Below are 20,749 nucleotides of genomic sequence, written 5' to 3' on the forward strand. Positions count from 1 at the left end.
ATGTCCTGACGCAGTTCAGATAAAGCCTATGGCCTGTAGGTAGTCGCAGCCTTGGCGTAACAACGCCGGACTTTTTTCGGGGTAGTGCATGTGCATTTTCCCCACGCCCCGGCGTGCGTTGTCGTGATGGATCATGGCGGTATCGCCGATGTCTTCACCCAGCCCTTCCAGGTAAAAGCCCAGCACGCCAAACAGCGCGTTGTCGCGGCCTACCGTTTGCAGCGCGCGCTGCCAGCGGGCCACGCTGACTCGCTCGAAGCGGTAGCCGGCCCGGCTGAACGCATCGAGGTAGTCGCTCCAACTCAAAGGCTGCGGGTTGTGCAGGTTGAATACGTTTCGCCCGGTTTCAAACTGGCCGGCATGGAATGCGATAAACCCTGCGAAAAAGTCCACTGGCATCAGGTCGTGGTTCAGCTCCAGGTTTGGCACCAGACCCAATTGCAACGAGCCCTTGAGCATCAGCATCAGACGGTTCTTCTGCGGCTGGCAGACCCCGCTGCGGCTGTTGAAGCTGATATTGCCCGGACGCAGGATGTTCACCCAGGCGCCTTGTTCCACCGCGCGCCCGACCAGCCGCTCAGCGACCCATTTGGACAGGTTGTAACCGTTCTTGATGTAGAGCGGCAGGCTACTTGCGGCAGGTGCTTCAAGGACGTGCCCTTCGGCGTCGATGCTGCTGCATGCCGACAGCGTCGAGATAAAGTTGAAGACCTTCTTGCAGCGGGTTTCACACAGGCGCAGGCATTCCAGCACCGGATCGACGTTGTCCCTGGCCAGCGTGGCATAGTCCAGCACATGGTTGACCCGTGCCGCGTTGTGCACCAGCACGCCGAAGTCCTCCGCGAGGCGCTCATACACCTCGTCGCCCAGGCCCAAGCGGGGCTGGCTGATATCGGCGGCGTACACCTGCACCCGGCTCAGGTCCAGGTGTTCCAGATGGAACTCGCACAATGCCTGGGCAAAGCGCTCCTGCGACGAATGACCGGGTGACTCGCGCACCAGGCACGCGACCTGCGTGGCCCCACCGGCCAGCAACGCCTCGACGATATGCACGCCGATAAAACTATTGGCGCCCGTCACGATGACCTTGCGCGGGTCGCCCGCGCGGTCCGCGGCCAGTATCTGCACCGACAGGGCTCGCTCGGCATCGCGAATCGCTTGGGAGCACGGCGCGGTAGAGAGCACGCCATCCGCCATCAGTGACGCGAGCGTACGAATCGTCGGGGCTTCGAAGAACCGGTTCAACGCAAGGCTGCGGCCAAACCGCTCGCGGATTCGCAGCAGCAGCGTCGAGAGCAGGATGGAGTGGCCGCCGAGGTTGAAGAAGCTGTCGTCGATAGACAACTCGGCCACGGGCACTTGCAACAACTCGCTCCACAGGCCTGCCAGCTGCGCTTCAAGCGGTGTTTGCACCGGCTGGTCGCTGGCACTCGGTATCGGTCGAGCCGACAAATCCAGCAGCGCCTGGCGATCGACCTTGCCGCTGCTTGTGTAGGGCAGGCTCGGCAACTCGGCCCACACGCCAGGCTGCATGTAGTCCGGCAGCTGCTGCCGTGCATACAACCTGAGCGCCGTCAGCGTGGCGCCGGGTTCTGGCTGGGCGACCACGGCATGGATTCTGTACGCGGGCCCCACCACCACGGCCACCTGGCAGAACAACCGACTGTCGCGCAGGCACTGCTCCACTTCCTGCGGCTCAACCCGAAACCCGCGAATCTTCACCTGCCCGTCGCGGCGGCCACCCAGCACGATACCGTCGCTTGTCCACTGCGCCATGTCCCCGCTGCGATACGCCTGCAAGGTCTGGCCGTCGGGCAGTGACAAGGTCACGAACGGGTTGTCCAGCGATTGCACTGCGTCCACATACCCCAGGCTCACCCCCGGGCCGATGATGAACAGCTCCCCCATCACCTGTTCGTCCACCGGTTGCAGGTCGTCGTCAAGGATCAGCACCTGGCTGTTGGCGATGGGATGGCCCAGGCTGCAATTGCTGTCGCCCGGTTGCAGACGGCGATGGGTGACCAGCACGGTGGCTTCGGTGGGGCCGTAGAGGTTGTGCAGGTGGCACTGGCCCGCCAGCCGCTCGATGACATGGGGCTCGCAGACTTCGCCGCCAGTCAGCAAGTGCTGCAGGCCCAAGGGCGGGCCCGGCGGCAGGATACTGAGCAGCGCCGGCGGCAGAAATCCGTGAGTGATGCGCTGTTGGCGGATCAGTGCGACCAATTGCTGTGGGTCGCGCCGTTGCGCCTCGCTGGGCACGATCAACTGCGCGCCGGTGACCAGGCTGGGGAAAATATCCATCAGCGAAGCATCGAACCCCAGCGAGGCGAATTGCAGCACGCGACTGTCTTCACTCAGAGCCATGCGGCGGGCGAACCACGCAGTGAAATGCGCGAGGTTGCCTTGGCTGAGCTTGATGCCCTTGGGCCGGCCAGTGGTGCCTGAGGTGAACAGCACCATGCACGGTGCCTCCAGGCTGGGTCGGTGTTGCAGCAACGCTGGCGCGGCGGCCGGTTTATCGAGGGTGCTGACATCCAGCGCAACAAAATGCTCGCGCAACGGGTGCCGGCCATTGTCGAGCAACACGCGGGCCCCGGCGCTTTCCAGCAGCGCGAGCTGACGTTGCGGTGGATGCTCTGGCGCCAGCGGCAGGTACACCGCGCCGCAGCCCAGCAGGGCAAGCAGGCTGGCGTACAGCGCGGCGGACTTCTCCAGGCACACGCCCACCACTGCGGGCGTCGCAAGGTTGCCCAGCAGCGGTCGCAGTTGTTGCTGGATCGCCAGCGCCTGGGTGTGCAATTGCCGATAGGTCAGCACCTCGCCCGCGATGTTCAACGCCGGCCGCTCGGCGAAGGTCTGAAGGCTGGCCTGCAAGCGTTCGATCACGGGCACTTGGGCGGCTAGCAGCAGGTCCGGGTCAGCGGTGCGATTGAACCGATGCAGGAATGCCACGGCATCCAGGCCCAGCAAGCCCTGTTCAGGCCACGTGTTGGCGCAGGCCTCCTTGGGCGAATAGCCTGGGTCACGGGCGAAGCCGCTGACGTGCACGGCCACCCATTGCGCCAGTGTGTCGGTCGCCCGCTGACGCAAGCGCTGGCCGTTGCCGCTCGCTTCCTCGGGCGCTTCAAGAGTGGCCAGCAGCCGTTGGCGATGGTCATAAGCGCGCAGTTGCAAGGCGGGCAGGCCGTGTTCGGTCAGCGGGCCAACCCCCAGGCGCAGGCTGATCCTGGGCACTTGGGCCAGGTGGGCCGGTAGCGGCAGGCTGGCATCTTCGACAAGCAGATCGGCCAACTCATGCACAGCCCCGTGACCGTATTGCTCGACCCACTGCCGCACGGCCTGCAGGGCTTTGCTGGTACCAACCCAGCCAATGCGCAGGCGCCTCATGACCTACTCCCGGTGACGGGCAGAAAATCCCCCAGCGCCTGTGCCACGCTGGGCGTCTGTAGCAACCCGCTGCGGTTCAGGAAGCCCATGATGTTGCCGAGCAGGGGGTGTTGGCGGGTGATGGGGAACACCAGCGCCTCGATTTCATTCCTCAGTGTGTGGCGCACAGCCGGGCTGGCGTCCAGGTGTTCGATCAATTGCAGGTCAAAGCTTTTTTGCAGGTCATTGGTCAGGTAGTGCGCCAGGAATGTGGGCAGGACATGGGCGATGGCGTCGCGGTCATCCGCGCTTGCCGCTTGCCAATAGTGCCGCACCAGGTGCGTCCAGAACTGCGCGTGGCGCCCTTCGTCACACAGGTGATCCGCCATCAAGCCGCGCACGGATGCCTTGACGCTGTGGTCCTTGGCGAACGCCGCCACATCGTGGGTGACGGTATTTTCAGCAATGGCCACGCCGATCAGCTCCACGGCGTCGCGCAAGTGCTTTGGAGCCTGTGCCAGCGCCAGCGGCAGGGCGCGGCTCAGTTCGATCTGGTGCGGCAGGTCGAGCGGTGGGATACCGGTCATGGCCACGGTCTGTTGCAGGAAGTCCAGCGCGACCAGCGCGTGATAGTCCTCGTCCACCACCACGGTCATCGCGGCGTATCTGACGGTGGCAGGGAAGGGCAGCGAGAAGCGGTTCTTGGCAATGCTGCGTGCGGTCTTGTCGACGATCTCGGTCTCGAAGATCACCACGTCGTTGATGAATTTGTAGAAGCTCTGCAACAACACGAAGTCGCGCCATTGCGGGCACTGTTCGAGAAACGTCGCGCTGAGCGCCAGCGGTTGGCGCGACAGGGGATAGATCAACTTGTCGTCGTCTTCCAGCAAGCGGCGCGGGCGTGTGCGGACGGTGGCGCGGCGCTCCCAGTCTTCGGCCACGCCGTGGTAGTCACTGATATTCATGGGCGCACCTTCTGCAAAGCGGCGCGCACGTCGTCCCAGAGCGCGATGCGACTGTCCACGGCCGCGAGGGCGGTGTCGGCGGTTTGCTGCTGGCGCTCGGGGTCTGTGCCGGTGAGGCATTGCAACAAGCGCTGGGCGCCTGGCCCGTGGTCCTGGCTGTCCAGTTGGATGTGGCGATTGAGGTAATGGCTCAGGGTGGGGGCTTGGCGATGGATGATTTCACAGCCCTTGAGCAGGCGTTCGAACATGGCGGGGACAACACTCTCCCGACCATGCAGGAAGGCCGCTGCCACGCAGTGCGTTGGCGCGTGCAGCGCGATATCCAGGGTCTTGGCGACAAAGCGCACCACCCCCGGCAAGACGTCAATCTGTTGCAGCGCAGCAGTGGCCTTCACACCTTGGCGTTGCAGTGCAATGAAGGTGTCGATGGCGACGGTGCTGGCGCCGACTTCTGCCATGGCGTCCCGGTACAGCTCGAAATGACTGCAATGACCGCGCTCCAGGTGCTCGTCCGACTCTTCGCTGAGCACGATTTCATTGATCAGCCGAGCGGCCTCGGGATTGGTTGGTGGGAGCCAGGGCAGCTGTGTGCATGTCAGGTCTTGTTGCAGGCGCTTGGTGAGGGTCATGAAGTCCCAGACGGCAAACACATGGCTTTGCATAAACACTTGTAACTTGCCCAGTGAATTGATTTCGGTAAATAACGGATGAGTGCACATCCGTGACTTTTTTTGTTCTAACAGAAGTGGGTACATGGTTGATGCCTATGGGTTGCAGCGACTGCTCTGACAGTCGTAATGGCTTTTGCAGTTGAAGTGGGATCGATAATGCTTAAACAGAATGCGCGCAGCGCCTGCAAATGCACGGGCTTGCGCAGTCGATTGAAGTATTGGGTTTATTGAAAAGATAATAAGCTGATTAAACGTTTGGATGAGCTTATGAATGTATTAGATGTTTTTTCGAAAAGTTACTGTGTGCGTAACTTGTAAAGTTGTAAGTGAGAAGTTTCCCTGGCGTGTGCAGGTTTATTTAATCGAGTGGTTTTATAATCGCGCGGGGTTTCCTGGATTGGCCGGTTACCCCGCAATGCCCGAAGTGCACTAGCGTGCATCTTTCCTGTCGGCAGCATCCAGACTGTTCAGGTAGGTGGTGATCACCTCCATGCCGCGCGTCAGGTGATTGCGCAGCGTCAGCACGCTTTCATCGACTTTCTTCTGCGTCACCAGGCTCAGCAGTTCACGGTGGTCCTCCTGTGACGTCTCGCCCAGACCCATCGCTTCAAGGTTGAAGCGCAGGAAGCGTTCTTCCTCGTTCAAACCGTGTTCAACCAGGGTCAGCAGCCGCTGGTTGGGAGCCTTGCCATACAGCGCCATGTGGAACAGGCGATTGAGGCGGCCCATCTCGGAGTAATCCTTTTCCCGCTCCAGGGCACTGATGCAGGCATCTGCCTCGGCGATGTCGGCTTCGGTGAGCAACGGAATCGACAGGCGCAGCGCCTCGGATTCCAGCAGCATGCGCAGGGCGTAGGTCTCCGCCGAATTGTCTTCGATCAAGGGGGCAACGACGGCGCCTTTATGGGTCACCACGTGCAGCAACGATTGAGCCTCGAGCTGACGCAAGGCCTCGCGCACCGGCATGCGGCTGACCCCGAACAGGCTGGCCAGCTCTTGCTGGCGCATGGCCGTGCCACACGGCAATCGACCATCGAGGATCGCATTGCGCAAGGTCTCTTCGATCACGGAGCGTGCAAGGTGGGCGGGAATAGGCCCGCTGATTCTGATGCTGCTCAAGGGGTTCGGCTTCTGCGTCACGACTACACAGTCCTCCTTATTAGAATGGGTGGCGTCAATTGGATCCAAAGAACACTAGAGACTGCCAAACGGCTTGTCAAACGCGCAAGATTTGCGGCTTGTAAGCGGCTAAACATTGGGCTTCAGGCGCCCACAGCACGCTTTTGCAGCGTCTTACACGCCTGCGTCATATTGCTATGAACTGAACGCTCCGTCGCCCCTGTTTATTCCTTAACCGCCGTACGGCATGGGTTGCTTCGGTGCATTCCCGTATATGTATATTCACTAATGGTATTTAAAATGATGTTCTTATATCTATAAAGTCAGTTCCCTGTCTGACCGGGAGTGACCTCATGTCCGCCACCTCTACTGTTCCAACAGCGACTTCTACCGCCCAACGCTTTGAGATTCGCCCGCTGCCCGGCAGTGTCGGCGCCGAGATCATTGGCCTGGACCTGGCCCGACCGGTCAACGACGAGGATTTCGCGCGCATCCACCGCGCGCACCTGGACCACCATGTGGTGGTGTTCCGCGACCAACGCATCACCCCCGAACAACAGATCGCCTTCAGTCGCCGTTTCGGCGTGTTGCAGATCCATGTCCTCAAGCAGTTCCTGCTGGCCAACCACCCGGAAATCCTGATCGTCTCCAACATCGTCGAAAACGGCCAATCCATCGGCCTGGGGGACGCGGGCAAGTTCTGGCATTCGGACCTGTCCTATAAAGAACTGCCGAGCCTGGGCTCGATGCTGCACGCCCAGGAGTTGCCTGCCGAAGGCGGCGACACCTTGTTCGCCGACATGCACAAAGCCTGGGACCAGCTCCCCGAGCACCTGCGCAAGGCCGTCGAAGGCCGCAGCGCCGCGCATTCCTACACGGCGCGTTACAGCGAGACCAAATTCGAAGGCAACTGGCGCCCGACGTTGACCCCCGAGCAACTGGCCCAGGTCGCCGAAGTGGTGCACACCCATCGTGCGCACCCACCCGGAAAACGGCCGCCAGGCGCTGTTCGTCAGCGAAGGTTTCACCACCCGCATCGTCGGCCTGCCGGAGGACGAAAGCCGCGACCTGCTGGCCCAGCTCTACGCCCACAGCGTGTTGCCGCACAACATCTACCGCCACCAATGGCAGCCCCACGACCTGGTGTTCTGGGACAACCGTTCACTGATCCACCTGGCCGCCGGTTGCCCCAGCCACCTGCGCCGCAAACTCTTTCGCACCACCATCCAGGGCGACGCGCCTTTCTGATTCGGAGCATGACCATGTCCAAGAGCATTCCATTCGCACGACTGGCCGCAACCGTCGGCCTGGGTGTCAGCCTGTTGGCCGGCAGCCTTGTGGCGCCGGCGGCCGCGCAGGCCGAAGGCGAGATCCGCATCGCCGAGCAGTTCGGCATCGTCTACCTGTTGCTGAACGTGGTGCGCGACCAGAACCTCATCGAGAAATACGGCAAGCAGGAAGGCATCGACATCAAGGTGGACTGGACCCAGCTGTCCGGTGGCGCAGCGGTCAACGACGCGTTGCTGTCCGGTTCCATCGACATTGCCGGCGCCGGCACCGGCCCGCTGCTGACCATCTGGGACCGCACCCACGGCAAGCAGAACGTCAAGGCGGTCGCCTCCCTCGGTAACTTCCCTTACTACCTGGTGAGCAACAATCCGAAGGTCAAGACCATCGCCGATTTCACCGAGCAAGACCGCATCGCCGTACCCGCAGTGGGCGTGTCGGTACAGTCGCGCTTCCTGCAATACGCCGCCGCCAAGCAGTGGGGCGACAAGGAATTCAACCGCCTCGACAAGTACACCGTCGCCGTCCCGCACCCCGATGCCACGGCGGCACTGATCGCCGGCGGCACCGAGTTGACCGGGCACTTCTCCAACCCGCCGTTCCAGGACCAGGCGCTGGCCAACCCCAACGTGCACGTGGTGTTGAACACCTACGACCTGTTCGGCCCGAACTCGCCGACCGTGCTGTTTGCCACCGAGAAATTCCGCAACGACAACCCGAAAACCTACAAGGCCTTCATCGACGCCCTCACCGAAGCCGCGCAGTTCGCCCAGAACGACAAAGGCGCCGCCGCCGACACTTACATCCGCGTGACCAAGGCCAAGATCGACCGCGCCGAGTTGCTGAAAATCATCGACAACCCGCAGTTCGAGTTCAGCATCACGCCGAAAAACACCTACCCACTGGCCGAATTCCTCTACCGCGTCGGCGCCATCAAAAACAAGCCTGAATCGTGGAAGGACTACTTCTTCCAGGACGCCAAGCCGCTGCAAGGAAGTTGAGATGAACGCGCCCTTGCAAGGCCACGCGGCCAGCAACCTGCACGCCACCGCCCCCTTGCTGGCGGTGGATAACGTCAGCCTGGAATACCGCACCCCCGAACGCGTGGTGCGGGCCACCCACCAGGTCAGTTTCGAGATCGACCCGGCCGACCGCTACGTGCTGCTCGGCCCTTCGGGTTGCGGTAAATCCACCTTGCTCAAGGCCATCGCCGGGTTTATCAAACCCTGCGAAGGCGAGATCCGCCTGCTCGGGCAAAAGGTCGAGCAACCGGGCCCGGACCGCATCGTCGTGTTCCAGGAATTCGACCAATTGCCGCCGTGGAAAACCGTCAAGCAGAACGTCATGTTCCCGCTGCTGGCGTCCAAAACCTTGAAGCGTCGCGAAGCCGAAGAACGCGCGCTGCACTATCTCGACAAGGTTGGTCTCAGCGCCTTTGCCGATGCTTACCCGCACACCCTTTCCGGTGGCATGAAAGCCCGCGTGGCGATTGCCCGCGCGCTGGCCATGCAGCCGAAAATCCTGCTGATGGACGAGCCCTTCGCCGCCCTCGATGCCCTGACCCGACGCAAGATGCAGGAAGAGTTGCTGCTGCTCTGGGAAGAAGTGCGCTTCACCCTGCTGTTCGTCACGCACTCCATCGAAGAAGCGCTGGTGGTGGGCAACCGCATCCTGTTGCTGTCGCCCCATCCGGGGCGTGTGCGCGCGGAAATCCACAGCCATCAATACGACCTGCACAGCCTCGGCGGTGTGGAGTTCCAGCACTCGGCGCGGCGAATTCATCGCTTGCTGTTCGATGAAGCCAACGACGTGGAACCTGAGCTGGGTTTTGCCGATATCCGCATCGCGTATTAAGGGGACACTCCATGCGCCAGGAATACGAAATCACCCTAGAACCCCTGCTCAGCGTCCCCGTGGAACGTGAGCTGCCCCTGCGCCAACGCCTGTGGCAACAAGGCTGGCTGCGCAAGGGCTTGATCCTGATCGTGCTGGCGATCCTCTGGGAAGCCGTCGCGCGCTACCAGAACAACGACCTGCTGCTACCGAGCTTCCTGCAGACCAGCGCTGCGCTCTACGACGGCCTGCTCAGCGGCGAGTTGCTGAGCAAGGTGAGCATCTCGCTGGTGGTGCTGCTCAAGGGCTACCTGATCGGCGTCGTGCTGGCATTTGCCCTGACCACCCTGGCGGTCTCGACCCAGGTGGGCCGCGACCTGCTCAGCACCCTGACCTCGATGTTCAACCCGCTGCCGGCGATTGCCCTGCTGCCGCTGGCGCTGTTGTGGTTTGGCCTGGGGCAGAACAGCCTGATCTTCGTGCTGGTGCATTCGGTGCTGTGGGCGCTGGCGCTGAACACCTATTCGGGGTTTCTCGGCGTGTCCGAAACCCTGCGCATGGCCGGGCGCAACTACGGCCTCAAGGGCATGCGCTTCGTACTGTTCATCCTGATCCCGGCCGCGCTGCCGTCGATCCTTGCCGGCCTCAAGATTGGCTGGGCCTTTGCCTGGCGCACCCTGATCGCCGCCGAGTTGGTGTTTGGCGCCACCAGCGGCAAGGGCGGCCTGGGTTGGTACATCTTCCAGAACCGCAATGAGCTGTACACCGACAAGGTGTTTGCCGGGCTGGCGGTGGTGATCCTGATCGGCCTGCTGGTGGAGAACCTGGTGTTTGACACCTTCGAGCGCCTCACCGTGAAGCGTTGGGGCATGCAGCGCTAATCACCTGTTACGATTGCGCCGAGTTCACTCCCTACAGATCACGAGTGCTTGGCATGCAACTACCGGACATGAACCTGCTGGTCGCTCTCGACGCCTTGCTCGACGAGGGCAGCGTCGTCGGCGCCGCGCGCCGCATGAACCTCAGCCCGGCGGCCATGAGCCGCACCCTCACGCGCATTCGCGAGGCGGTGGGCGACCCGATCCTGGTGCGCGCCGGTCGCGGCCTGGTGCCGACGCCCAAGGCGTTGCAGCTGCAAGCCCAGGTGCGCAACGTGGTGGAGCAGGCTGCGCTGGTGTTTCGTTCGGCGGACCAGGTGGACCTGAGCACCTTGCGCCGTCGTTTCAGCGTGCGCGCCAATGACTTCTTTATCGGCGTGTACGGCGGCCGCCTGTTCGACACCATGGAACGCATGGCGCCGCTGTGTGAGCTGTGCTTCGTGCCCGAAGGCGACACCGACGACGAAGCGCTGCGCGAAGGGCGCCTGGACCTGCGGGTGAGCAACACCCAGCCCGCCAGCCCCGAAGTGAAGGTGCAGAACCTGTTCTCCACGACCTTTGTCGGCCTGGCGCGGGAAGACCACCCGCTGTTCGACGAAGACATCACCGCCGCGCGCTTTGCCAGCTATTCCCACATCAGCATCTCGCGGCGCGGCATTGCCCGTGGGCCGATTGATACCGCGCTGAACGCCCAGGGCCTGGAGCGCCGCGTGGCGATGATCGCGCCGGGGTTCCACGGGGCGATGTTCATGCTGCCCGACTCCGACCTGATCCTGCCGGTGCCCAAGGAAGCGCTCTACAGCGCCAATCGCCTCAAGTTGCCACTGCGCGCATTTGCCTTGCCGATCTCCCTGCCGACGCTGGTGCTGGCGCAATCCTGGCACCCGCGCTTCGACAAGGACCCGGCCCACAAGTGGCTGCGCGAGACCATGCGCGAAAGCTGCCACGCCACCTGGCTCGAAGCCCAACCCACCTAAAGTGAACGCGGTTCAAAATGTGGGAGCAACTGTCTTGGCAGTTTATTAAAAAACATCATTACGGCAGCCACACAGCCGCCCACAGCCTATGCCGTGTACTACTCCACTAGTGATCGCGTAGTTGATTACGCTACGCAATCGCTCCACTCCGAGCCGTCTCGGATCATTGCATTCAGGCGTATCAACAACACTCGCATGCAGGCGATAAGCGCTACTTTTGCGCATTTTCCTTTATCACGCAGAGCTTTATATCGCGCGTTGAATTCAGGCTGAAAGCGAATGACGGACCAGCACGCCATGTAGAGCGAGCGTCGGACCGAGAACCTCCCACCGCAGATATAGCGCTTACCTTTGTGCTTGCCACTGTCGTTGTTATACGGAGCAAGGCCCGAGAGTGCGGCGATCTCACGACGCCCAACGCTGCCCAACTCAGGCAGGTAGGCCATCAAGCTAGCAGCGGTAATAAGCCCTATTCCTTTGACCGAGCACAATTGTGAAACCCTTTTTTTATTAAGGTTTTCAACGCTTTGGCGAATCTGTATATCAACTGACGCTATGACTTTGGCCAGGTAATCGATATGGCTTTTCAGCAGGTTTTTAACAGCATCAGAAGAGGCCGTTTTGACACGACGCTCATCGTCGCTTCGCTGCTGAACAAAGTTCTCGCGCTGGTGCACCAAGGCTCGTAAGTCGTCTTGTTCAGGGCTAGTAGGCTGGCTTTTTGGGGGCTTGATAGTGGCCGCGAAATGGGCAAGAAGCTTTGCGTCTATTGGGTCGGTTTTAGCTTGCAACCCCAACGCTCGGGCAAAGCTCCTGGCCCGGCTGGGGTTAATCCTCACAACTTCCAAATCTGCCGCCTGAAGTGCTTTCATGACCTGGCGCTCGTAACCGCCCGTCGCCTCCAGCACCACACGACTAACGTGGTGACTCTTCAGCCAACGAATCAGCCGTGAAAAACCGGCCGCTGTGTTGGAGCAGCTCATCTCCTCAGCTTGGGAATCGAGCTGCGCTTCAAGATCGTCTTTTGAAACATCGATGCCTGCAAACATGGCCAAACCCTCTTACACTCAAAAGTGAGAGCGCTCTGGCGGGGCCCACGCTTGTAACTGTTCGAGGTCGGCTCGTTCAACTGTTCGGGCTCAATAACCAGAGTGGAGAGGTGGATGGCAGCTTAGGCTCCCACACGTGCTTCAAGCACCGCTGTCAGTCAGCTTGCCATCCACCGCTCTCATCCACAGTCTAATCCCGGCGAAAGACACAAGCTGGCTTGCCTGCGATAGCGGTCTGCCAGCTGACACAACTGTGCCTGACCCACCGCTATCGCAGGCAAGCCAGCTCCCACAGGAACTCGCGTTGGATTTGATAGTTGCGTTTGGTGCACTTATAAGCTGCCGACATGTAACTTTTTGTCATGGATTAGCCTGATTAAACTGCTCGGGTATTTACCATTCCGAGCTACCCGTTCATGACTTCCCTCGCTGCCCCCGCACTCCAGGCCGCAGCCAAACCCGTTGCCATCACCCCGCCCGTGTTCGGCCCGCGCATCATCATCGGCCTGGTCGGCGTGTTGCTGGCGGTGCTGGTGTCCGGCCTCAACGAGATGGTCACCAAGGTCGCCCTTGCTGACATCCGTGGCGCGTTGTACATCGGCTTCGACGAAGGCACCTGGCTGGTCGCGGCCTACACCGCCACCTCCGTCGCGGCCATGGCGTTTGCGCCCTGGTGTTCGGTGACGTTTTCCCTGCGCCGCTTCACCCTGTGCGCCATCGGCCTGTTCACCGTGCTGGGTATCCTGTGCCCGTTCGCGCCGAACTACGAAAGCCTGTTGCTGCTGCGCACCGTGCAAGGCCTGGCGGGTGGCGCGCTGCCGCCGATGCTGATGACCGTGGCACTGCGTTTCCTGCCGGCCAACGTCAAGCTATACGGCCTGGCCGGCTACGCGCTCACCGCCACCTTCGGGCCGAGCCTCGGCACGCCGTTGGCGGCGCTGTGGACCGAATACGTCGGCTGGCAATGGGCGTTCTGGCAGATCGTCGCGCCGTGCCTGTTGGCGATGGCCGCCGTGGCCTACGGTCTGCCGCAAGACCCGCTGCGCCTGGAGCGCTTCAAGCAGTTCAACTGGCGCGGCCTGCTGCTGGGGTTCCCGGCGATCTGCATGCTGGTGATCGGCATCCTCCAAGGCAATCGCCTGGACTGGTTCGAGTCGGGCCTGATCACCTTCCTGCTCAGCGGTGGCACGCTGTTGCTGGTGCTGTTCATGATCAATGAATGGTCGCACCCGATGCCGTTCTTCAAGCTGCAAATGCTCGGCCTGCGCAACCTGGCGTTCGCCCTGATCGTGCTGGCCGGGGTGTTGATGGTACTGACCTCGGTGATCATCATCCCGTCGAGTTTTCTCGCCCAGGTGCAAGGTTATCGCCCGCTGCAAACCGCGCCGGTGATGTTGCTGATGGCGCTGCCGCAATTGATCGCGCTGCCGCTGGTGGCGGCGCTGTGCAACCTGCGCTGGGTCGATTGCCGCTGGGTGCTGGGCATCGGCCTGGGCATGTTGGTGCTGTGCTGCGTCGGCAGTGCCCATCTCACGTCGGCGTGGATTCGCGACGACTTCTACGGCCTGTACCTGCTGCAAATTTTCGGGCAACCGATGGCGGTGTTGCCGTTGCTGATGCTCTCTACCGGCAGCATCCAACCGATGGACGGGCCGTTCGCCTCGGCCTGGTTCAACACCGTCAAAGGCCTCGCCGCCGTGATCGCCACCGGCGTGATCGACACGCTGACCACCCAGCCCCTGCACTTCCACTCGACCATGTTGGTGGACCGCCTGGGCAACTCGCCCCTGGCCGACGGCGACGCGCCGGGCCTGGCGCACCGCCTGCACGAGCAGGCCGTGGTGCTGACTTCTTCGGATCTGTATTACGTCATGGCCGCGGTCGCGGTGGCGTTGATCCTGCTGATTTTCTGGATGCCCACGCGGATCTTTCCGCCCCGCGCACCGACTTGATTAAAGGACTGTTCATGAAACGCAAAGACAAAATTGCCGTCACCGTTATCGCCATATTTGCCGTCGGCGTGCTGGTGTACCTGGTCGCACCGGGCGTGCTCGGCAGCAAGCGCCAGACCACCAACGACGCCTTCGTCGCCGCCGACTTCACCCTGGTGGCGCCGCGTGTGGCCGGCTTTATCAAGGAAGTGCTGGTGGAAGACAACCAGCGCGTCAAGGCCGGGCAACTGCTGGCGCTGATCGACGACCGCGACTTTCGCGCCGCCGCCCAGGCCGCCGACGCCGATACCCTGGTCGCCCGCGCCCAACTGAAAAACGCCAGCGCCACCCTGGAGCGCCAAAGCTCGGTGATCGCCCAGGCCCAGGCCACCGTCGCCGCCGACCGCGCCGAAATGGCCTTTGCCGAACACGAACTGAACCGCTACAACCACCTCGCCGGTGTCGGCGCGGGCACCGTGCAGAACGCCCAGCAGGCCAAGACCCGTATCGACCAGGCCACGGCGCGCCTGGCCAACGCCACGGCGGTGCTCGCGGCCGAACGCAAGCAAGTGGAAATCCTCAGCGCCCAGCGCGACGCCGCCGAAGGCGGGCTCAAAAGGGCCCAGGCCGCGCTGGAAATGGCCAGCTATCAACTGTCGTACACGCGCATCGTCGCGCCGGTGGATGGCATGGTCGGCGAGCGTGCGGTGCGCGTCGGCGCCTATGTGACGCCGGGCAGCAAGATCCTCGCCGTAGTGCCGTTGGCCGAGGCCTACGTGGTGGCCAATTTCCAGGAAACCCAGCTCTCCCATATGCACGCCGGCCAAGCCGTGCAGGTGCGTGTCGATAGCCTCGATGGCGAGCTGCTCAACGGCCATCTGGAAAGCCTCGCGCCGGCGACCGGGGTGACGTTCGCGGCGGTCAAGCCGGACAACGCCACCGGCAACTTCACCAAGGTGGTGCAGCGCATTCCGGTGAAGATCGTGCTAGAGCCGGGCCAGGCGCTGACCGAACGCCTGCGCGTCGGCATGTCGGTGGAAGCCAGCGTCGATACGCAACCGGTGGCGCAGCAGCGTGAGGTGGCCCAGCAATGAAACGAGTTGCCTGGCTCACCTTGAGCCTTATCAGCCTGAGCGCCTGCACCGTCGGCCCGGATTTCCATACACCGCAAAGTGCGGCAGTGACGCAATGGAGCGCACCCCAAGGCCGCCAAGCCGCCAGTCGCGCCGTCAGCGATCCGTTGCAAGAGCGTTGGTGGGACGTGTTCCACGACGCGCAACTCTCGGCCCTGACCCGCCGCGCGCTCACCGACAACCTTGACCTGAAACTCGCCAGCAGCCGCCTGCAACAAAGCCGCGCGGTGCGCCAGGTGACCACCGCCGAGCGTTATCCTAACGTCGACGCCAGCGGCGCCTACCAGCGCAAACGCAACAGCGGCAAAGGCTTGAGCGACCCGTCCGGCGAGAACGGCCGCGCCGCGTTCAGTCAGTGGGATGCGGGCTTCTCGGCGTCCTGGGAGCTGGATTTCTGGGGCCGCGTCCAACGGGAAACCGAAGCCGCCGACGCCACCTTGCAAGTCGCCGAAAACGACCGTCGCGCGGTGCTGCTCGCGGTGCTCGCTGAAACCGCCAAGGACTACATCCAACTGCGCGGCGTACAAAACACCCGCGCCGTCACCGAGCAAAACCTCGACGTGGCGCGCCACAGCCTCAAGCTCTCGCAACTGCGTTTGGCCGATGGCGTGGCGACCGACCTGGACGTGGCCGAAGCCGCCGCCCAAGTCGCCACCATCGAAGCGCGCCTGCCGGATTTGCAGCAGCGCCAGGACCAGTTGATCAACGCCCTGAGCCTGCTGATGGGCGAGCCGCCGCAAGCGCTGCACGCGCAGCTGTCCCAGGACGCCGCCGTGCCGCAAACCCAGCGTCAGGTTGCGATTGGCCTGCCGTCGGAGCTGGCGGAACGGCGGCCGGATATCCGTCAGGCCGAAGCGCGCTTGCACGCGGCCACCGCGAATATCGGCGTGGCCAAGGGCGATTTCTACCCGCGCATCACCTTGTCCGGCAGCCTGGGTTCCCAGGCCATGCAATTGGCGGATTTCGGCTCGTGGGGTTCCCGCGCGTTTGCCTTCGGCCCGCAGTTCAGCCTGCCGCTGTTCAATGGCGGGCGCCTCGAAGGCATGCTCAACCTGCGCGAAGCCCAGCAACAGGAAGCGGCGCTGGCGTACCAGCAAACCGTGCTGCGCGCCTGGCATGAGATCGACGACCAACTGACCCGCTACAACGCCAGCCAACTGCGCCGCGACAGCCTCGCCGAAGCGGTGCGGCAGAACCAGATCGCCCTGGTCACGGCGCAACATCAGTACGTCGAAGGCGTGGTGGACTTCGTCAACGTCCTCACTGTGCAAGGCGCGCTGCTGGCCACGCAAGAGCAGTGGGTGGAAAGCTCCACCGGCGTGTCCCTGGCCATGGTTGGCTTGTACAAAGCGTTGGGCGGCGGCTGGGAATCGGTGTATCCGCTGCACACCGCCGCGCGGTAAGTACAAAGAGTTTTTGTCAGTCGCGAAATAAACTGTAATGATAATTGCTCTCAATAGTGTATCTGAGCTTTTTCATGGACAGCGCGACTGACGGCCAGCAACAGCTTCACCTCCTGTACCGCGACCATCACGGTTGGCTGCAAGGCTGGTTGCGCAAACGCCTGGGCGACCGTGAGCACGCCGCCGACGTGGCCCAGGACACGTTCCTGCGCCTGCTGGTATCGGGGCGTTTTCCCGGAGACAAGGAAAGCCGCAGCTACCTGGTGCAGATCGCCCGCAACCTGGTGATCGACCAGTGGCGGCGCCTGCGCATCGAGCGCGCCTACCTGGAAAGCATCGCGCACCTGCCCGAGCCCGAGTCGCCGTCCCTGGAAACCCGCGCGCTGATCCTCGAAACCCTGATGCAGATCGACGCCATGCTCGACCGCATGCCCGACAACGTGCGCCGTGCCTTCCTGCTGTCGCAGTTCGAAGGCCTGAGCTATGCGCAGATCGCCGAACGCCTGGGCGTCAGCCTCAGCTCGGTGCAGAAGTACATGACCCGCGCCATCGTCGCCTGCTACCAAGTGGCCTACGCCGAATGAGACACGACGCACCCATCGCCCCGGCCGTGGTCGAGCAAGCCAGCGAATGGCTGATGCTGCAATGGGGCGGCGACCTGCAGGTTGAGCAACGCCAGGCGTTTGCCCAGTGGCAGGCCGCCGACCCGGAACACCGCCGCGCCTGGCAACGCTTGCAGCACCTGCAACAAACCCTCGGCGGCGTGCCCGCCGACAGTGCCCGCGCGGTGTTGCGCGACACCCCCGACACTCAGCGCCGTGCCGCCCTCAAACTGCTCGGCCTGCTGTTGCTGGCCGGTGGCAGCAGCTACCTGGTGCAGCGCAGCGAACCCTGGCAAGTGGCGTTTGCCGAGCATCGCACCGCCACCGGCGAAATCCGCCACCTCACCCTCAGCGACGGCACGCGCCTGGACCTCAACAGCGACAGCGCGGTGGACCTGCGCTTCAGCGCCAGCGAGCGGCGCATCCGCCTGATTCGCGGCGAAATCCTGCTGACCAGCGGCCACGACCCATCACGCCCGTTGATCGTCGAAACCCCGGCCGGTGATGTGCAGGCGCTGGGCACCCGTTTTGCCGTGCGCGAACTGGCCGACGGCAGCCGCGTCGACCTGTACGAAGGCCGCCTGCGCGTGACCCCGCTGCACGGCGCGGCGGTGCAGATGAACGCCGGTGACAGCCTGTGGTTCAACCCCCGGCAAAGTTCGGCGCTGACGGCGGTGGATGCCAACGGCAGCAGTTGGACCGAGCACCGCCTGATCGCCGAGCGCCAGCCGCTGGGTGAGTTTGTCGCGCAACTGAGCCGCTATCGTCCCGGGTTGCTGCGCTGCGATCAGGCGGTGGCCGGGCTGTTGCTGACCGGCGTGTTTCCGCTGGACGACACGGACGCCATCCTCGCCGCGCTGGAGCGCTCGTTGCCGGTGCAGGTGCAGGTGCAGGCGGTCACGCGTTACTGGGTGACGATCAAGGCACGGGTCTGAAAAAAAATTTTTGCAAAGCACTTGTCGGTTTCTGCGGCCCGCTCGGGATACCTCTTGAAAGCCAATCAAGAAGCGATCTCACGGGGAGTCCTGCAATGCCGCACCACCAGATCCAACCCTTGGCCCGCGCCCTGCGCCGTGGCGTGTTTGTCGGCCTGCTCGCTGCGGTGCCCCTGGCGCCGAGCCTGGTGCAAGCCGCCGAAAGCGCCGAAACACAGCGCGCCTACAACATCCCGGCGGGCAACCTTGACCAGGCGTTGAACCGCTTCGCCAGCGCCTCGGGGATATTGCTCTCGGTGGACGCCTCGCTCACCGAAGGCAAGCGCAGCGCCGGTCTGCAAGGGCGTTACGCGGTGGCTGCCGGCTTGGAGCGGTTGCTGGCCGGCAGTGGCTTGGTGGCGATGCAGTCCCAGGGCGGTTGGTCGTTGCAGGCGATTGCCGGTGGCGGCCCGTTGCAATTGGGCGCGACGCAGATCAGCGGCGAGCAAGCGCAGGAAAACGCTTGGGGCCCGGTGGATGGCATCGTCGCCACCCGCAGCGCCTCGGGGAGCAAGACCGACTCGGCGCTGGTGGAAATCCCCCAGACCATCAACGTGATCACCGCCGCCGAGATCAAGGCGCGCGGTGCGCAGAGCGTGACCCAGGCGTTGCTCTACACGCCGGGCATGGCGGCGGGCGGCTTTGCGGATCGGGTCAAATTGTTCGATGAACCGACCTCGCGCGGCTTCTCGCCGACGCCGCTGTACCTCGATGGTTTGCACCTGCCCTACGGCGGCGGCAGCACGGGCGGCGCGCTGCAGATCGAGCCCTACTCGCTGGAGCGCATCGAAGTGCTCAAAGGCCCGGCCTCGGTGCTGTACGGGCAGAACCAGCCGGGCGGCATCGTCAACATGGTCAGCAAGCGCCCCAGCGAAACCCCGTTGCATCAGGTGGTGCTGGAAGCCGGCACCTACGAGCACAAAAGCGCGGCCATCGACCTCAGTGGGCCGCTGGATGAGCAAGGGCAGTTTCTCTATCGCCTGACCGCCCTGGCCAACGACGGCCAGGACGAGATCAACTACGTCGAAAACAAGCGCCAGTTCATCGCCCCCAGCTTCACCTGGCGGCCCAACGACGACACCAGCGTGACCTTGTTCGCCCAGTACCAGAAAGACAAAGGCGTGCCCGAAGCCCAAGGCTTGCCGGCGTCCGGCACGTTGTGGGCCAACCCCAACGGCAAGATCAAGCGCGACCTGTTTATCGGCGAGCCAGACTCCAACCAGTACAACCGCGAGCAGTACGTGCTGGGCTACGAGGTTTCCCATCGTCTCAACGACACCTGGACCCTCAAGCAAAACGCGCGCTACGCCGAGGTCGACGACCGCTACACCGCGCCGTTGCACGGCTACGCCTTCGTCGCCAACCCGGCCACCGGCGTGCAGGACCAACGCTACCTGCAACGCTACGCGGTGGACTGGGCGCAGAACAACAAAGTGTTTGGCGTGGACAGCATCGCCCAGGCCGAATTCGACACCGGCGCGCTGTCCCATACGATGATTTTCGGCCTGGATTACTACCACTCGGGCTCGTTGTTCCACGGCCTGTACGACCGCACCGCGCCGGTGATCGACCTGTTCAAACCGGTCTATGGCCAGCGTATCGACTATCGCCAGCCGTACCGCTGGGACCGCACCCTGAGCCAGACCGGCCTGTACGTGCAGGACCAGATCAAATGGGACAAATGGGCGCTGGTGCTCGGCGGCCGTTATGACTGGGCCAGCGTGGTCAACAAGGAGCCGATGCAGGGCACCCGCTTCGCCAGCAAGGACGAAGCCTTCACCGGCCGTGCGGGCCTGGTGTACCTGTTCGATAACGGCCTGGCGCCGTTTGTCAGCTACTCCGAATCCTTCCTGCCGCTGACCGGGACCAATGCCGATCACAAGCCGTTCGACCCCTCTACCGGCAAACAATATGAAGTCGGCGTGAAGTACCAGCCGCCGGGCCAGAAGAGCTTCGTGCAGGCGTCGGTCTACCAGCTTGACCAGGAAAACGTGATCAACACCAAACCCGGCGACACCTACAGCACCCAGAGCGGCGCCATGCGCTCACGCGGCGTGGAGCTGGAAGCCAAGGCTGTCCTCAGCGATGCCTGGGACATCATCGCCTCGGCTGCGCGCAACGACATCAAGTACACCAAGGACGAAGAGGGCCGCCAAGGTCGCCACCCGGCCGGCATCTCGCCGCTCACCGCGTCGATGTGGGTCAACTACACCGTGGTCGGCGACACCCCGCTGGCCGGCCTCGGCGCAGGCCTGGGCGTGCGCTACGCGCGGCAAAGCCTGGGCGACTACTACGCAGGCGCCTTCAGTGTGCCGTCGTACAGCGTCTACGACGCCAGCCTGAGCTACGACCTGAGCCGCTCGCCGCTGAAACTCAAGGGCGTGAAACTGGCGCTGAACGTGCAGAACCTCACCAACAAAACCTACGTGTCGCAGTGCACCAGTGACCTGGATTGCTACTACGGCGAAGGGCGTACGGCGGTGTCGAGCCTGACCTACGACTGGTAGGTAATTGCTCGTAGGAGTGGTCCTGATTTACCTGGACGTGAACTAGGCAAGTCT

The 20,749-nt window shown here is 63.0% G+C and carries 15 protein-coding genes and 1 pseudogene; 11 read left to right on the forward strand and 5 right to left on the reverse strand.

The genetic code is table 11. The features are described 5' to 3' along the window. Positions 1-15: 15 nt before the first annotated feature. The 4 genes from PSH87_RS00635 to PSH87_RS00650 all read right to left on the reverse strand — a co-directional run bounded on the left by PSH87_RS00635 (position 16) and on the right by PSH87_RS00650 (position 6,142). Complete coding sequence (locus PSH87_RS00635; protein ID WP_305432069.1) at positions 16-3,387, reverse strand: amino acid adenylation domain-containing protein; 3,372 nt, start codon at positions 3,385-3,387, stop codon at positions 16-18. After that, complete coding sequence (locus PSH87_RS00640; RefSeq protein ID WP_305432071.1) at positions 3,384-4,331, reverse strand: diiron oxygenase; 948 nt, start codon at positions 4,329-4,331, stop codon at positions 3,384-3,386. Before PSH87_RS00640 ends, PSH87_RS00635 begins: the two co-directional genes overlap by 4 nt. Further along, on the reverse strand, positions 4,328-5,086 hold the full coding sequence (locus PSH87_RS00645) for a DUF3050 domain-containing protein (protein WP_026137141.1): 759 nt from the start codon (positions 5,084-5,086) through the stop codon (positions 4,328-4,330). Before PSH87_RS00645 ends, PSH87_RS00640 begins: the two co-directional genes overlap by 4 nt. A 345-nt stretch (positions 5,087-5,431) precedes the next feature. Beyond that, entirely contained in the window at positions 5,432-6,142 is a 711-nt protein-coding gene (locus PSH87_RS00650; RefSeq protein ID WP_017739447.1) for a GntR family transcriptional regulator, read from the reverse strand. Between the two features lie 434 nt (positions 6,143-6,576). Here PSH87_RS00650 and PSH87_RS00655 point away from each other — a divergent pair. The 5 genes and pseudogenes from PSH87_RS00655 to PSH87_RS00675 all read left to right on the forward strand — a co-directional run bounded on the left by PSH87_RS00655 (position 6,577) and on the right by PSH87_RS00675 (position 11,096). Continuing rightward, positions 6,577-7,369: pseudogene (locus tag PSH87_RS00655) on the forward strand (TauD/TfdA dioxygenase family protein). Between the two features lie 14 nt (positions 7,370-7,383). After that, positions 7,384-8,409: an ABC transporter substrate-binding protein gene (locus PSH87_RS00660; RefSeq protein WP_305432073.1), complete on the forward strand. Its 1,026-nt coding sequence runs from the start codon at positions 7,384-7,386 to the stop codon at positions 8,407-8,409. 1 nt (position 8,410) lies between these two features. Then, complete coding sequence (locus PSH87_RS00665) at positions 8,411-9,262, forward strand: ABC transporter ATP-binding protein (protein WP_305432075.1); 852 nt, start codon at positions 8,411-8,413, stop codon at positions 9,260-9,262. 11 nt (positions 9,263-9,273) lie between these two features. Further along, a complete protein-coding gene (locus PSH87_RS00670; RefSeq protein ID WP_305432077.1) occupies positions 9,274-10,122 on the forward strand; it encodes an ABC transporter permease in 849 nt (282 codons plus the stop codon). Between the two features lie 53 nt (positions 10,123-10,175). After that, entirely contained in the window at positions 10,176-11,096 is a 921-nt protein-coding gene (locus PSH87_RS00675; protein WP_026137142.1) for a LysR family transcriptional regulator, read from the forward strand. Positions 11,097-11,221: 125 nt separating this feature from the next. Here PSH87_RS00675 and PSH87_RS00680 read toward each other — a convergent pair whose 3' ends face one another. Beyond that, the gene (locus PSH87_RS00680) at positions 11,222-12,145 is read right to left on the reverse strand and encodes a transposase (protein ID WP_305432054.1); all 924 of its coding nucleotides are present in this window, start codon (positions 12,143-12,145) and stop codon (positions 11,222-11,224) included. A gap of 416 nt (positions 12,146-12,561) precedes the next feature. Here PSH87_RS00680 and PSH87_RS00685 point away from each other — a divergent pair, with 416 nt between their 5' ends. The 6 genes from PSH87_RS00685 (at position 12,562) to PSH87_RS00710 (ending at position 20,695) form a co-directional block, all read left to right on the forward strand. Next, a complete protein-coding gene (locus tag PSH87_RS00685) occupies positions 12,562-14,097 on the forward strand; it encodes an MFS transporter (protein ID WP_305432078.1) in 1,536 nt (511 codons plus the stop codon). A gap of 14 nt (positions 14,098-14,111) precedes the next feature. Continuing rightward, on the forward strand, positions 14,112-15,170 hold the full coding sequence (locus PSH87_RS00690) for an HlyD family secretion protein (protein WP_305432080.1): 1,059 nt from the start codon (positions 14,112-14,114) through the stop codon (positions 15,168-15,170). Continuing rightward, positions 15,167-16,612 carry an efflux transporter outer membrane subunit gene (locus PSH87_RS00695; protein WP_305432081.1) on the forward strand — a complete coding sequence of 482 codons (1,446 nt, stop codon included), beginning with the start codon at positions 15,167-15,169 and terminating at the stop codon, positions 16,610-16,612. The genes PSH87_RS00690 and PSH87_RS00695 overlap by 4 nt, the downstream gene beginning before the upstream one ends. Positions 16,613-16,686: 74 nt before the next feature. Then, positions 16,687-17,196: a sigma-70 family RNA polymerase sigma factor gene (locus PSH87_RS00700; protein ID WP_017739456.1), complete on the forward strand. Its 510-nt coding sequence runs from the start codon at positions 16,687-16,689 to the stop codon at positions 17,194-17,196. Next, a complete protein-coding gene (locus PSH87_RS00705; protein ID WP_305432083.1) occupies positions 17,193-18,149 on the forward strand; it encodes a FecR domain-containing protein in 957 nt (318 codons plus the stop codon). Before PSH87_RS00700 ends, PSH87_RS00705 begins: the two co-directional genes overlap by 4 nt. Positions 18,150-18,244: 95 nt before the next feature. Further along, positions 18,245-20,695 carry a TonB-dependent siderophore receptor gene (locus PSH87_RS00710; RefSeq protein ID WP_305432085.1) on the forward strand — a complete coding sequence of 817 codons (2,451 nt, stop codon included), beginning with the start codon at positions 18,245-18,247 and terminating at the stop codon, positions 20,693-20,695. Positions 20,696-20,749 lie beyond the last annotated feature (54 nt).

This window comes from Pseudomonas sp. FP453 (assembly GCF_030687495.1).
In the GTDB taxonomy this organism is placed as follows: Bacteria; Pseudomonadota; Gammaproteobacteria; order Pseudomonadales; family Pseudomonadaceae; genus Aquipseudomonas.